Raw genomic sequence first — 12,241 nt, 5'->3', positions numbered from 1 at the left:
GCCTTCACAGATAAATGATAACGCTTTCATTATATCTTGTTTTGATCAAAAATGAAACGAAAGAATAGGACCAATCGTTAAACATTACCATTATATGTCGATTTTTTAGTGGTTTAAAATTGCTAAATATTGTATGATGTCAGTAATGAAACTGTTCGGAAGAAAAGAGGCAACGATAAATGAATGATACGATTCGGGGTGGCGTCCTCGTCGGCATTATCTGCGTGATCACGGTCCTCCTCGTGTGGGGGCTTGCATCACCACCGACGACGATCGAATTTCCACATTTTAATCACGCGTGACAAGACGAAAGAATGCGATGACCGGTGGCTGAGCCTCCGGTTTTTTCGTTTTTGAAAAACTACAGTTTGGTGTCGGTTCGTTCAATACATTGACACGCTTTTTCCCGATAGCTAGAATTGATTAAGTGTATATAGGAAAGAAAGCTTCTTTCCTGCACGAATCAGCAGGCAAAGGAGGCGAACGAGTAGCGACCGGGCAAGGCCCGTTCACGCGGAGCGAGCGTTCGTTTGAGGAATCGCGGACGGCATCCGTTTTTTTGAGTGGAATCAACGAATATGAAAATACAATACATGTATCATGAAATCGGAAGGAACTTACACTTATGCTGAAAGAAATGAGAAGTATCATCCGGGAACAGGTCGAGAATTTTCCCCTGATTCGCCGGTTGGCGCGATATGAAATCAAGTCAGCGCACGCAGAGCAACGCCTTGGCCTTTTATGGGAGCTCCTCAATCCGGGTCTCCAAATCTTCATCTACTGGTTCGTCTTCGGTGTCGGTCTCAAAGGGAATAAGAACGTCGACGGCGATACGCCGTTCATCGTCTGGCTCCTGTGCGGCATCGTCGTCTGGTTCTTCATCAACGACGCCTTGCTGCGGGGATCGAACTCGATCAACAGTCGCCTTGCGATGGTGACGAAGATGCGTTTCCCGATGAGCGCGATTCCGTCTTATGTCATCCTGTCGCGGATGTATCAACATTTTGCGATGCTTTTGATCGTCTTCATCGTCATTATCGCGAACGGGATCCCGATCACGTGGAAACTCTTGCAACTGCCGTATTACATGATTGCGACGTATGTGTTCGTCTACGCATTCTCGCTTTGTTTCTCGACACTCATCACACTCGTCAAAGACATCCAGCTCTTCTTGCAATCGATGATGCGGATGCTCTTCTATATGACACCGATCCTTTGGAACATTGAACGGTTCCCGGACTTCCTGCACGGCGTCCTCCGTTTGAATCCTGTCTATTATCTCGTCGAGGGATACCGGGCGAGCCTGCTCGGCGGGCATTGGGTCTGGCAGGAATGGCCGACCGGTCTGTACTTCTGGAGTGTCACGCTCCTTCTGTTCACAGCCGGAACGTTCTTGCATATCAAGTTCCGTAAATCATTCACTGAGCTCGTTTAAGGGAAGGAAATCGCCATGTCTATGATTAAACTCGACCATGTCACGAAGCGTTTCGACATGGTCACGACTACGAAAGAAAAATTCAAGCTCTTGTTCAAGAATCAAAGCAAGAGCGTTAAAACATTTACTGCACTGCGGGACGTCTCACTCGAAATCGGATCAGGCGAAGTCGTCGGACTCGTCGGAATCAACGGATCGGGTAAATCGACGCTCTCGAACTTGATCTCCGGAATCATCTATGCGAATGAGGGAGACGTCGCAATCAACGGTGAGGTCGCGATCATCGCCGTCTCGCAAGGGCTGAAGAACGTCCTGACGGGACGGGAGAACATCCGACTCAAATGTCTGATGCTCGGGATGGATGACGCGGAAATCGAACGCCGGATGCCCGGTATCATCGACTTCGCCGATATCGGGGACTTCATCGATCAGCCAATCAAGAAGTACTCGAGCGGGATGAAGTCACGGCTCGGTTTTGCGATCGCCGTCAACGTCGATGCGGACATCCTGATCGTCGATGAAGCGTTATCGGTCGGGGACCAGACGTTCTATAACCGGTGTATCGATAAGATGAACGAGTTCAAGGATGAAGGGAAAACAATCATCTTCGTCAGTCACTCCCTCTCACAGATCAAGAATTTCTGTGAACGGGTCGTCTGGCTCGAGTACGGTCAAGTCCGGATGGACGGAACGACGAAAGAGATTCTGCCGGAGTATAAGAAGTTCCTCGCAGAGTACAAGAAATGGTCAAAAGAGGAACAGCATCAATATCGGCGTGACCGTCTAAAGGAACAGGCGGCCAATGCCCGGTCCGGAAAAGAGAACACGGACTCTGAAGAGAGCGTGAAACATCCGGGCTGGATCTTATCCGGTCTCGGTTTGCTCGTTCTTGCAGCAGGTAGTCTGATGGTCATTGACGAAACCCCGTCATTGACGAGTCTAAGCGACGCCATCTTGAATTTCTTTTCATGATGTAGAGCCAGGTGCCTTCAAGCATCTGGCTTTTTTGTATACAGGCGGTAGGAATCTGTCTAAATCATGGAGAATGCTAGAACGAGAGAGAAGAAAAGGAAGAGGATTGGAAGGGATTAAAAAACGGAGTCAAAGACTCCGTGCAATCAAGTTTGTGAGCGATCCATATAGGTTTTGACGCGCGGCGCTTGATACGTCGCAAATCGTTCAAGCAGACGTTCAGGATCGGATTCGACGAGCAGCATCGACCGGTGTTCCGGGATCAGGAATCCTTGCCGTTCCATCGTGTCGAATAGATCAATCAGTGAATCATAATAACCGTCGATGTTGAGAATACCACATGGTTTTTCGTGAAGTCCGAGCTGTGCCCAAGTGAAGACTTCGAAAAATTCCTCCATCGTACCGGGACCACCCGGAAGAATGATGAATCCGTCAGCAAGCTCAGACATCTTCGCTTTTCGCTCATGCATCGAGTGAACGAGATGCAATTCGGTCAGTCCGGGGTGGGCAAGTTCCTTTTCTTGAAGAAAGTGCGGGAGGACACCGATTGCCTGACCGTTTGCCGCAAGTGTTGCATCGGCGACGGCCCCCATCGTTCCGACGCGGGAACCGCCATAAACGAGTGCGACGGACTGCGCAGCGAGCGCTTGACCGAGCCGTCCGGCAGCTTCGCGAAAGACTGGATCAGTACCGTCCTTGGAACCACAAAATACAGCAAGTCTATTCATGTAAGAACCTCCTTCGTTAGTTCCACCATAGCATATCTGAAGCGAGGAGAGGAGGATAGACCGGAAAGGAGACCGACATGCGACCACGCACGATTGTTTGGCTTGTCCTAATCATTGCAGCCATTAATTTAGGGCTTGGGATGTGGATGCCGGATACGTCCACCCGTACAGTGATTAGTTCCATCCTACTAGGAATCATTGTAGTGCTCGGTATATTCTATTTCATTGCCTTGCGCCAGTCTTCTAAATGAACAGCGCCCGTTCGACTCATGTGAGTGGAATGGGCGCTGTTTTATGTGCGATACGATTTTTCAGTTCGATGGAATATTCAAAAAAATCTATTTTCATACACAAGTTCGACATATCGATGGATGATTTGTAAGAAAACAACAGTATTCAGGACATATGACTCGTGTCAAAAGTAATAGAAAGTGCTAATAATGTGTAAAAACCCATAATTATTCGTATTCGAATATTCAGAGGGGGTCTAAGGTTATATGATGTTGTTACAAAGCCATACGAAAAAAATTAGGAGGTAATTTATATGAATTTAAAAAACAAAGTTATTGTAGGGTTTGGAGCTCTCCTATTTAGTATGGGAGTTGTCGCCTCAAGTCAAACTAGTCAAGTTGAACAAATAGCAAAAACTGAATTACCTTACGAATATGCAGTAAAGAAAGTTGCAACAGAGTTACCATATGAATACGCAGTAAAGAAAGTTGCGACAGAGTTACCATATGAATACGCAGTCAAACAAATAGCAAAAACAGAATTGCCTTATGAATACAGTGTAGTGAATAAAACACAAGTATAATCGCTTAAAAGATATATTCAGAAAAAGATATATTCAGATTTGTAAGTCAAAATAATTTGCTGGTACTCTTTCATATTTAATAAATCAAAAAACAAAAATGATCGTTCGTATGATTTTTTAATTAAATTATACTCTTCATTTAATTGCTCCAAACAAGATCCCTTTTGATAATAAAGTTGACCCAGCATTGACATATCCTTATATTTTAAACTTTGTTCAATTGCTTCATCATTGACTTTAAGGGCATATTGAAAATCTTTTAATTGAAAAAGAGTTTTTGAAAAGTTGTACAGAATTCGAATACGATCTAAAACTAGTTCTTCGCTTTCAAAATCTAAATTGATAATTTCTTCGTAAACTTTCCTACTATGTGAGAAATTTTTATTTTCAGAATATAAATTTGCAATTGCAGATTTTATTCGTATGATCATACTTGGAGAATAAAACGTAGAGGAATATTTTTCTGAAAGCTGGCGTAATACCACAATACAAGTTCTATAATCTATTTTATTTAATTTGTGAGCAGAGATATTGTTGTAATAATGCAAAAGTAAACTTACTTCTTCATCTAGATTGGATTGTTCCAATTTAAGCTTTGTTTCTTGGTAAATTTCATTAAATTCTTTATTACGAAATCTATTTAATAGTTCTTCGTCTAAATGATAAAACGCTTCACGATAATTCGCATGATCGAAAAATGAGGAAAATGGAACTTGTAATTTTTTAGATAACGCATAGAGCAACTCGACCGTCGGCGAATGGGTGCCACTTTCGATTTTACTGATCTCGGCTTGACTACAGATTCCGTTTGCTAAATCCTTTTGCGTCAGATTATGTTTTTTTCGCAACCGGCGCAATGCTAAGCCGATTTGCGGTGACATGAATTGATCCATCGGCTCCTCGTCCTTTCGTGGAGATTGAACTGGTACAGGGTACCAATTTCTATTATAGAAGCGAACCGGTTTCGATACTACTGATTTACTTGATTTCGTATCAATGTTTTAACGACCATCTCACTTGATTCAGAAAGGGGTACACCCATGACACTCATCCTAAAAGAAACGCGACGTAACATGACTTCGTGCGCTTGGTGTCTTAATCCTGCAACCGTCTCCGTCGCCCCCCTCGCTCATCGGGAAATGGACCGGACTGCTACGAAACCAAAAGCCAATGTCAAATCGGCGTAAGACATACAAAAGGACTTCATTCGGATCGAGAATGAAGCCCTTTTTTCAATCATTCAACGAGAAAGGAGCGAGGACATGATCGGATTATCCGTACTATCAGAACAGGATGGCTGGCTGAAGCGGTCTTTACCTTCAGCGGAGCTGCAGGCATTTTGTGAGACGCACCGGATCGCACTCGATGCCTTTGATTACGATCAGCATACGTTCCGTGATCTGCTCGATTACATGGATTTTCAGGAGTATGAACATTATCTATTCGTCCTGCAGGGCGACGGGGAACGGACGCTCCGGCTCGTTGCGTATTTGCAGCATCAGATGTTGCACGTCCAGTTCCACTTGATCCGTCAGAACGGGGAGGTCTTGTTCGGGCAGCCTGATTTCCTGAACGGTCTCTTTTTACCGCAGGAAGCACTGACCGTACCGGCATCATTCCCGGATGTCGAACATGCGATTCTCTCCTTGATGACAGGGGTGTATCCGGGCGTTCCCCCGCATCATCCGCAACCGCTGCGCCATGTGTATCTCGAGGACAGTTCGTTGCTCGATCGTATTCCGGCGACTCATTTTAATACGATGACGATCAATAGTGTCCTTTACTTCGATCACCCGATGCGCCACGACCTACCGATCATTGAACTGATGAGTCGGACACCGATGTTGCTTGCCTTTTCAGATAGTCTGTCGCCGCTTGATACGTATCTAGCTGTGTTATCGCGTGACGAACTAACAGACCGGTTATATGACTGGCATCAAACGGGACGGATTCGAAACGAACAGAAGTCCGGTGTGCTTGATTATGCAACACTCAGCGGGTTAGAGGTCTCACACCGGCTGTTCTTCTTTGAGGACGGAATTTATGCCGACCGGCAGAAGACGGTCCAGTTGAGTAAGGATCTGTCGCAAGACATCGAGATGTTACGTGAACATCCACCGCAGCCGGAAGCACTCGCCTCGCAGGCAGAACTGGCATTGTTTCCGTTACTGTATCAGCTCGCGGGTTCTTTCGAAGGGGACAGTCATTTCATCACGCCGTACTCGGACCTTGAACTACCTCGGACATCCGGGCGGATCGGACCGTTGACATCGATCGGGATCCGAAACGCGGAAGGGTGTTTCGTGTTCGATCGGACGAACATGCGTCTGTTCGAGACGAACGAGGCCTTTCTCTGGATTCTAGAAGCCGATCAAAAGGAACAGTTCGATGTCTTGCCGGAACGCCTGGGGGCGGAATATGAGACTGCGATTCAGCATTACAAGGAGCTGATGTATCATGGGTGACGTCCTCTTTGGACCGTTTTTACGGAAAGGAAGTTATTCGCGTGTTGAGGTACTGGATCATGTACAGGCGGATGAACGCTTCGGTCAACTCTATCAGGAGGCACAGCAGCTAAGTGAAGTCGACGAACTGATGCTATACCGTCGTTACCTGCAAAAAGGAGAACGGATTTTATTCCATGGCACCTTTGATCCGGCACTGTTCAACCGTTTATCGGATGAGGGATACGATTTGTATCTGATTGAACCGGAAGCGGCACGGACGAAACAGATCGCCGAACGTTATCAGCATAAAGTATACGGTTGGAGCCATGACGTGACGGACGTCGTCGGACCGGAGTATTTCGACCGGATCATCTTGCCGGGAACGACGATCCTGCGCTATACACGGGGGGAACTGCTGTTGTTCTTCCGAAATATCCGGCAACTGTTGCGATCTGGGGGCTGTTTACTGGTCTCGCTCTATCGGATCGATCACCTGAAATCGATGGCGCACCCGATCGCGACACGCCGCTTTCAACAGACGTTACTGTTCTATGGCTATCATCTCGACGGGGAACGGTTATTATTTAATGCTTACTTGAAGTCGGGTTCAGAGGAGAAAGTCAGTTATGCGGTCGAATACCTCTATGAACCGAAGACCTTATTTGAGTTCGCCTCCCTCTCCCGGTATGACGGGCGCTTTCTCTATGAAGGAAACACGATGATGATTCTTGAATTTGAAAAAAAGTAATCGGAATACTAACAAGGAAGAATTAAATCAAAAATTATATGTCATATACTAGTTTGAATAGGTCTAAAGGCGGGGTAATGAGATACAGTAGTTTCCTTTTCACGATTCGTAGTACATCATGAGAAAGAGGAGCCTGACGCATCATGGAAAATCAGAGCGGAAGTACCTTTCAGCACAGCTGTCTATCGTTCATTGAGACCTTGTTTCCAGACGAATCTTTTCACTTCCTAGAAGAATCGAAGGCGACGGATGCATTTGGTCAACCGGGTACACAATTGTTCTTCTCTTCATCTGTCCGGACTTTAAAATTCAGTTTACTCGAGCAGGCACATCAGCGTTATGCGCGTGTGTTCGTGTCTGAGAAAACGAGTGACAATACGTTTTTCCGCCGACTGTTAGAGGCGACATATGAAGAGGGCCATTTGTACATCGACCATGTCGTGCAAACGGAGTAAGAAAAGGGGCTGACTCAAAAGTCAGTTTCCACAAAGATCAGGGAGGCAGAATGATGTGCTGCCCTCCTGGTTTCCTAACAAAAAGAATGACGCGTTTCACGCCACTCCTACAGGAAAAAGCGCATCTTTGCGCTGTCAGAGACGAACAAGACCCGCTTTCCTGCTTGAATAAAGCAGGAAAACTGGCTTGTGTCTCGCCTGAGGAAAGGGCGTGAAAAGACGCGTCATTCTTTTTTGAGTCAGCCTCTTTTCGTCAGGCTTCAATCGAGGCGATGCCTTGTTTTAAGGCATGATCGATCGATGTCGCCATTTCTTCCCGTACATTCGGGGGAACGAGCCGTCCGTCAAAGTAAATGTCCTTCGATAGACTGAGATGCACGAGTAAATCTTCGAGAACGAGTTTCAGATCAAGCGGTTGCGAGGGTTCAAGCGCTTGTTGCATGAATTCACTCAACGAAGGATGCTGTACATACTTGGGATCAAGAAGATCAATGACCGTCGTGTCTAAGACAAGTGCCAACCGTTCGAGTACTTGAGGAGGAGGCATCCGTTGCCCACGTTCATAAGCGGAGATGTTCGTCACGGATTCGCCGCAACGTTCCGCTAAAAACTGTTGCGTATACTTGTGTTGCTTCCGCAACTGCATGATTTTTTTACCTAGTGCGCGTTTCATGGCACTCCACTCCTATTCTTCAGGTCATCGTGTATAGTACTAATTAACCACTTTCATTATAAAAGAAACCTTATAAATGTAAAATATCGTTTTTTCAGGAAACTTAAACTTCGATTTGGATGAAGATAGCAATTGGTTTTAAGGAAGTGTCGTCTAGCGTTTCCGTCCATGCTATTCTAAAGAAAGATTTAAAAAAGGGAGTGTCTTCATGAAAAAAATGACGTGGTCCGGTTATATCGTTCTGACCGTTCTCCTGGTCCTCTTCATCTCGAGTTCGATGCCATACCAGGATCAATCGCTTAAACCGGGGCTGTCCCGATATATTCCGCTCGGTTTCGTCGACCATCTCCGGTTCATTTCCTTCTCGTACCACGGCGAAGTCAGTGTTGCAGCGCTCGGGAAAAGCGGTTTTGTCGAATTTTTCATCCGTAAAGCAGCACACGTCTCGATTTTCCTCGTGCTTGGTGTAGCGCTCATCGACTTGACACGTCGCCGTCTGACACCGGGACTTGCCGTCTTATTCGCCTATTCGCTCGCGTTGACGGTTGCCGTTTTTGATGAGTTCCATCAAATCCTGACCGGGGACCGGACGGGTCTCGTACAGGATGTCCTACTCGACGGAACGGGCGCATTGCTCGGAATAGGTCTGTATCTTGTCGTACGTAGGATAAAAGTACGACGCCAAGCAGGAAGTCTCTCCTTCCGGCACGAAAAGAGAAGGCAACACTTTTAACGAAGGAGACCTGCCGTTATGAAGACGCCGCATGTGTTGATGACAAGCGTGGGACGCCGCACGAAACTGGTGGAGTATTTCGTCCGCGAGATGGGAGCCGGTCAAATCAGTACTGCGGATTGCAGTCCGCTTGCACCGGGGCTGTACATGACAGAACGCCACCACCTCGTACCTAAAATCGATGCCCCTGACTATATCGATCATTTGCTTGAATTGTGTCAGCGGGAACAGGTGACAGCGCTGTTATCGTTGATTGATCCCGAACTGGAACTGCTCGCAGCAGCGACGGAACGTTTCGCTGAGATTGGTGTGACGGTCCTCGTCTCGCCGCTGGATGCCTGTCGGTTATGCTTCGATAAATATGCGATGTATGCCTACTGTGTCTCGGAAGGGATCGCCCATGCGCGGACGTATGTGACGCTTGAGGCGTTCCGGCGGGCTTTAGCGGAAGGGGAAGTGGCATTCCCGGTCTTCGTCAAACCGCGAAACGGCAGTGCGAGCCTTCATGTACAAGCCGTTTCTTCTCTTGAAGTCGTCGAAGGGTTATTCGCGGTTCATCCGAATCTACTCATTCAGGAATACTTGCAAGGACAGGAGCTCGGTGTCGATGTCTACGTCGACCGGGTGACAGGGGAAGTGACGGACATCTTCATTAAGGAAAAACTCGTCATGCGTGCAGGGGAGACGGATAAGAGCCGCTCCGTCAAACGCGATGACGTCTTTGAATTGATCGAGCAGGTCTTAGACGGAACAGATCTTACCGGTCCGCTTGACTTTGATCTGTTCGACGTCGACGGAACGCTTTATTTATCAGAAATCAATCCACGGTTCGGTGGCGGGTACCCGCATGCGTTCGAATGCGGCGTCAATTTTCCGAGAGCGATCCGTAATAATCTGCTCGGACAGGCGAATGTCCGGCGGATTGGTGACTACATGGAAGACCTCTATCTGCTCAAGCATGATACGGTGATGCTATTACCGGCGTCTTTGCTGGAGCGAATCGAAAAACGATGAGATCGACGAAAAAGGAGTGATCCGGCGACATGCCGGGTCACTCCTTTTCAGAGGAGGTACAACAACAGGCTCAGGAAAGAGAGACGCGTGCACGTTTGAGACATTGCACGGCAGAGGTCCAGCTACCAAACAAGGCATTGATCGTCGATGTACTCGGGACCGAACGACCCTCCGCCCATTTCCGGTAATGGATGATACTGAGTGAAGGTAACTCGTCTTGCGCCTGCCGCAGAGCTTCTAACACATCTTCCTCGACCCATTTCCGGCGAGGCGGTGCGATGTCAAGGCAGGCGAGGGCGTCCGCCCACGAACCATATTTACGGGCAATCGTCGCGACTGTCGGATGACCGTTTTCCTGTGCCCAAATCGCATACGTCTGTGTCGTCAGACGCGGAAGGACATCAGAAGCTTCCAGTAACGCCGTGATGATTCGCTCCTCGGTCATCGAAATCGACCGTGTCATCTCGATGTGTGCCTCTTCCAGGGCACGGGACCAGGATCCGAAGCGTAAATTGATCAGTGTCAAGGAAGGACCGTGCTTCGCTTTTGCCCACTCGCGATAGCTGTTGCTGTGGAACGGATGAAGACGGGTCGAGGCTTCCTTGATGAAAGCGAGGATCTCCTCGTCAGAAAAGTACGGACGGATCGAGGAGAGACCGGCTGCTTGAAGGGCTTCGCGCCAAGAGCCGAATACATTGATGATCGTCGTGATCGATGGAATATCTTTTCCGATCGAATAGCGTGCATACGTCTTTGCGTCGAGTGCGGGATATTCGATACTGGCTTCGATCAGGCTATCGATGACTTGTTGTTCTGTCCATTTCTTCATGATGTCATACCCCTTTCATGTAGGTGCGTCTAGGTGTGGGTACTGTCGTGAGGTGAAGGTCGACGAAGCGACGTATAAGCGAGAAGACTGAGCCAAATGAAATAAAATCCACTCGGCCGGACGAGAATGCTTTCCGTGAATTGAAGTAAGCCGAGCCAGCCGGCGAGCAGCAAGGTGAGAAACGCAACATCCGTCGTCTGAATGCGGACGAGTCGGTAAAACAGATATAAAAAGACGAGACCGTACAGCAGACAACCGATGATTCCAAATTCATAGAGATACGTGACCGGTGTACTGTGAAACGTATAGAGCACCTGCTCGTTCAACTCGGTTTTCAGACCATTGGGCGCACTCCCGATTCCGTGCCCGAACCAGAAGGCGTCTGCCGAAGCGCGCCATCCTGCCTGCCATAGTGTATATCGTCCATTCAGGCTCAGCAGGCGGGGGAGCAGTCCTTGAAACGCGAAGACGGTCAACAAGATCAGACTTCCAGTGACGTAACAGGCAGTGACCTGCAGCCGGCGTTTCGTATCGGGGACCATCCGGATGCTCGTCACCAGGGCAAGGAAGACGAAGGAATAGATTCCCGTCTGCGATCCGCTTTTTAAAAGGGCGATGGTGATGATGATCAAAGCACCGGCATGAAGCAGGCTACGGCGTTTTGGGAATCGTTTTAAAAAATAGAACCAGGCGAACAATCCTCCCGGTACGAGCCAGGCGGCAAACGTATTCGGATTGTTCATCAGTCCCGCGATCCGAAGGAAGGAACCTTGTTCACCGACATACAGTTGCGGAAACGACAAAGGACCGATCCGAAGCCATTGCAGGTTTTCGACCGGAACGTACACAGAACCAAATGAGACGATGAGGGCGTAGGAGGCAAGAAAGAGTGCTTGGCCGTAAAGGAAGCGATAGAGAAGACGATGCCATTGGTCGATCGATGGACGCGAGAGCGAATAAACGATGCCGATGAACAGCCAGGTCGAGATGAGGTGCAGCGAAGCTAAAACCGGATCCGTATCCGAATTAAAGAAAAACACGATGATATGAAATGTCAGATAAATCAGAAAAATGAGTGCAAGACGGTTTCCCGGCGTCCGGCTGTTTCGGTAGACCGGTCGTAACGTCAACCAACAGAGACCAAATAGAATCAGATAGATTGGAAGCAACCAAAGGGACCACTGTTTCGGCAATACTTCGTCCGTGAAGGAAAGAGGACGAATCCAGGCATCAAGCATGATCCAAACGACTAGGATGGATAAGGCAAATGATGCAGGTATATTGGCTGATTTTAACATGATTTCTAGGACCTATCCACCCTTCATATAGGACTTATTACCGATTTGTCCACTTTTTAATCATCAAATTTGTATTTACCCACATTTTATAAAAC

14 protein-coding genes are annotated in these 12,241 nt (G+C 47.7%); 9 read left to right on the top strand and 5 right to left on the bottom strand.

Features of this window, described 5'->3' with window-relative positions; genetic code table 11:
* The first annotated feature begins 179 nt into the window (after positions 1-179).
* From ACRPK8_RS02840 to ACRPK8_RS02830, 3 genes are all read left to right on the top strand, one after another.
* Positions 180-302, top strand: a complete 123-nt coding sequence (locus ACRPK8_RS02840) for a hypothetical protein (protein WP_255359374.1) — start codon at positions 180-182, stop codon at positions 300-302.
* Positions 303-637: 335 nt separating this feature from the next.
* The gene (locus ACRPK8_RS02835) at positions 638-1,435 is read left to right on the top strand and encodes an ABC transporter permease (protein ID WP_432236823.1); all 798 of its coding nucleotides are present in this window, start codon (positions 638-640) and stop codon (positions 1,433-1,435) included.
* Positions 1,436-1,450: 15 nt separating this feature from the next.
* Positions 1,451-2,407: an ABC transporter ATP-binding protein gene (locus tag ACRPK8_RS02830; RefSeq protein WP_432236822.1), complete on the top strand. Its 957-nt coding sequence runs from the start codon at positions 1,451-1,453 to the stop codon at positions 2,405-2,407.
* 146 nt (positions 2,408-2,553) lie between these two features.
* On the opposite strand, the gene ACRPK8_RS02825 is transcribed toward ACRPK8_RS02830, so the two are convergent.
* Positions 2,554-3,135, bottom strand: a complete 582-nt coding sequence (locus tag ACRPK8_RS02825; RefSeq protein WP_432236821.1) for a TIGR00730 family Rossman fold protein — start codon at positions 3,133-3,135, stop codon at positions 2,554-2,556.
* Between the two features lie 544 nt (positions 3,136-3,679).
* On the opposite strand from ACRPK8_RS02825, the gene ACRPK8_RS02820 reads away from it, so the two are divergent.
* Complete coding sequence (locus tag ACRPK8_RS02820; protein WP_432236820.1) at positions 3,680-3,949, top strand: hypothetical protein; 270 nt, start codon at positions 3,680-3,682, stop codon at positions 3,947-3,949.
* 17 nt (positions 3,950-3,966) lie between these two features.
* On the opposite strand, the gene ACRPK8_RS02815 is transcribed toward ACRPK8_RS02820, so the two are convergent.
* Positions 3,967-4,842 (bottom strand): helix-turn-helix domain-containing protein, encoded by an 876-nt coding sequence (locus ACRPK8_RS02815; RefSeq protein WP_432236819.1) that lies wholly within the window; start codon positions 4,840-4,842, stop codon positions 3,967-3,969.
* A gap of 369 nt (positions 4,843-5,211) precedes the next feature.
* Between ACRPK8_RS02815 and ACRPK8_RS02810 the strand changes: the two genes are divergently transcribed.
* The 3 genes from ACRPK8_RS02810 (at position 5,212) to ACRPK8_RS02800 (ending at position 7,599) form a co-directional block, all read left to right on the top strand.
* Complete coding sequence (locus ACRPK8_RS02810) at positions 5,212-6,414, top strand: hypothetical protein (protein WP_432236818.1); 1,203 nt, start codon at positions 5,212-5,214, stop codon at positions 6,412-6,414.
* Positions 6,407-7,144 carry a hypothetical protein gene (locus ACRPK8_RS02805; RefSeq protein ID WP_432236817.1) on the top strand — a complete coding sequence of 246 codons (738 nt, stop codon included), beginning with the start codon at positions 6,407-6,409 and terminating at the stop codon, positions 7,142-7,144. The genes ACRPK8_RS02810 and ACRPK8_RS02805 overlap by 8 nt, the downstream gene beginning before the upstream one ends.
* 143 nt (positions 7,145-7,287) lie before the next feature.
* On the top strand, positions 7,288-7,599 hold the full coding sequence (locus tag ACRPK8_RS02800) for a hypothetical protein (RefSeq protein ID WP_432236816.1): 312 nt from the start codon (positions 7,288-7,290) through the stop codon (positions 7,597-7,599).
* A 253-nt stretch (positions 7,600-7,852) separates the two neighbouring features.
* Here the strand turns inward: ACRPK8_RS02800 and ACRPK8_RS02795 are convergent, their stop codons facing one another.
* Positions 7,853-8,272 (bottom strand): helix-turn-helix domain-containing protein, encoded by a 420-nt coding sequence (locus ACRPK8_RS02795; protein ID WP_432236815.1) that lies wholly within the window; start codon positions 8,270-8,272, stop codon positions 7,853-7,855.
* A 208-nt stretch (positions 8,273-8,480) separates the two neighbouring features.
* On the opposite strand from ACRPK8_RS02795, the gene ACRPK8_RS02790 reads away from it, so the two are divergent.
* Both ACRPK8_RS02790 and ACRPK8_RS02785 read left to right on the top strand, forming a co-directional pair.
* Positions 8,481-9,005 carry a VanZ family protein gene (locus ACRPK8_RS02790; RefSeq protein WP_432236814.1) on the top strand — a complete coding sequence of 175 codons (525 nt, stop codon included), beginning with the start codon at positions 8,481-8,483 and terminating at the stop codon, positions 9,003-9,005.
* Positions 9,006-9,023: 18 nt separating this feature from the next.
* Entirely contained in the window at positions 9,024-10,019 is a 996-nt protein-coding gene (locus tag ACRPK8_RS02785) for an ATP-grasp domain-containing protein (protein WP_432236813.1), read from the top strand.
* Between the two features lie 70 nt (positions 10,020-10,089).
* On the opposite strand, the gene ACRPK8_RS02780 is transcribed toward ACRPK8_RS02785, so the two are convergent.
* Together ACRPK8_RS02780 and ACRPK8_RS02775 are read right to left on the bottom strand one after the other, a co-directional pair.
* Positions 10,090-10,848, bottom strand: coding sequence for a homing endonuclease associated repeat-containing protein (locus ACRPK8_RS02780; RefSeq protein ID WP_432236812.1), 759 nt, complete (start codon positions 10,846-10,848; stop codon positions 10,090-10,092).
* 29 nt (positions 10,849-10,877) lie between these two features.
* On the bottom strand, positions 10,878-12,146 hold the full coding sequence (locus tag ACRPK8_RS02775) for an O-antigen ligase family protein (RefSeq protein ID WP_432236811.1): 1,269 nt from the start codon (positions 12,144-12,146) through the stop codon (positions 10,878-10,880).
* Positions 12,147-12,241 lie beyond the last annotated feature (95 nt).

The organism is Exiguobacterium sp. TDN 0502 (assembly GCF_050846835.1).
Classification (GTDB): Bacteria; Bacillota; Bacilli; order Exiguobacteriales; family Exiguobacteriaceae; genus Exiguobacterium_A.
This window is presented reverse-complemented; position numbering and strand designations above follow the sequence as displayed.

Bases quoted from the DNA above. Each gene is read 5' to 3' on its own strand.
- ACRPK8_RS02780 (WP_432236812.1), bottom strand. From the start codon at position 10,848: ATGAAGAAATGGACAGAACAACAAGTCATCGATAGCCTGATCGAAGCC.
- ACRPK8_RS02805 (WP_432236817.1), top strand. From the start codon at position 6,407: ATGGGTGACGTCCTCTTTGGACCGTTTTTACGGAAAGGAAGTTATTCG.
- ACRPK8_RS02790 (WP_432236814.1), top strand. From the start codon at position 8,481: ATGAAAAAAATGACGTGGTCCGGTTATATCGTTCTGACCGTTCTCCTG.
- ACRPK8_RS02835 (WP_432236823.1), top strand. From the start codon at position 638: ATGAGAAGTATCATCCGGGAACAGGTCGAGAATTTTCCCCTGATTCGC.
- ACRPK8_RS02815 (WP_432236819.1), bottom strand. From the start codon at position 4,842: ATGGATCAATTCATGTCACCGCAAATCGGCTTAGCATTGCGCCGGTTG.
- ACRPK8_RS02775 (WP_432236811.1), bottom strand. From the start codon at position 12,146: ATGTTAAAATCAGCCAATATACCTGCATCATTTGCCTTATCCATCCTA.
- ACRPK8_RS02825 (WP_432236821.1), bottom strand. From the start codon at position 3,135: ATGAATAGACTTGCTGTATTTTGTGGTTCCAAGGACGGTACTGATCCA.
- ACRPK8_RS02840 (WP_255359374.1), top strand. From the start codon at position 180: ATGAATGATACGATTCGGGGTGGCGTCCTCGTCGGCATTATCTGCGTG.
- ACRPK8_RS02800 (WP_432236816.1), top strand. From the start codon at position 7,288: ATGGAAAATCAGAGCGGAAGTACCTTTCAGCACAGCTGTCTATCGTTC.
- ACRPK8_RS02810 (WP_432236818.1), top strand. From the start codon at position 5,212: ATGATCGGATTATCCGTACTATCAGAACAGGATGGCTGGCTGAAGCGG.
- ACRPK8_RS02785 (WP_432236813.1), top strand. From the start codon at position 9,024: ATGAAGACGCCGCATGTGTTGATGACAAGCGTGGGACGCCGCACGAAA.
- ACRPK8_RS02820 (WP_432236820.1), top strand. From the start codon at position 3,680: ATGAATTTAAAAAACAAAGTTATTGTAGGGTTTGGAGCTCTCCTATTT.
- ACRPK8_RS02795 (WP_432236815.1), bottom strand. From the start codon at position 8,272: ATGAAACGCGCACTAGGTAAAAAAATCATGCAGTTGCGGAAGCAACAC.
- ACRPK8_RS02830 (WP_432236822.1), top strand. From the start codon at position 1,451: ATGTCTATGATTAAACTCGACCATGTCACGAAGCGTTTCGACATGGTC.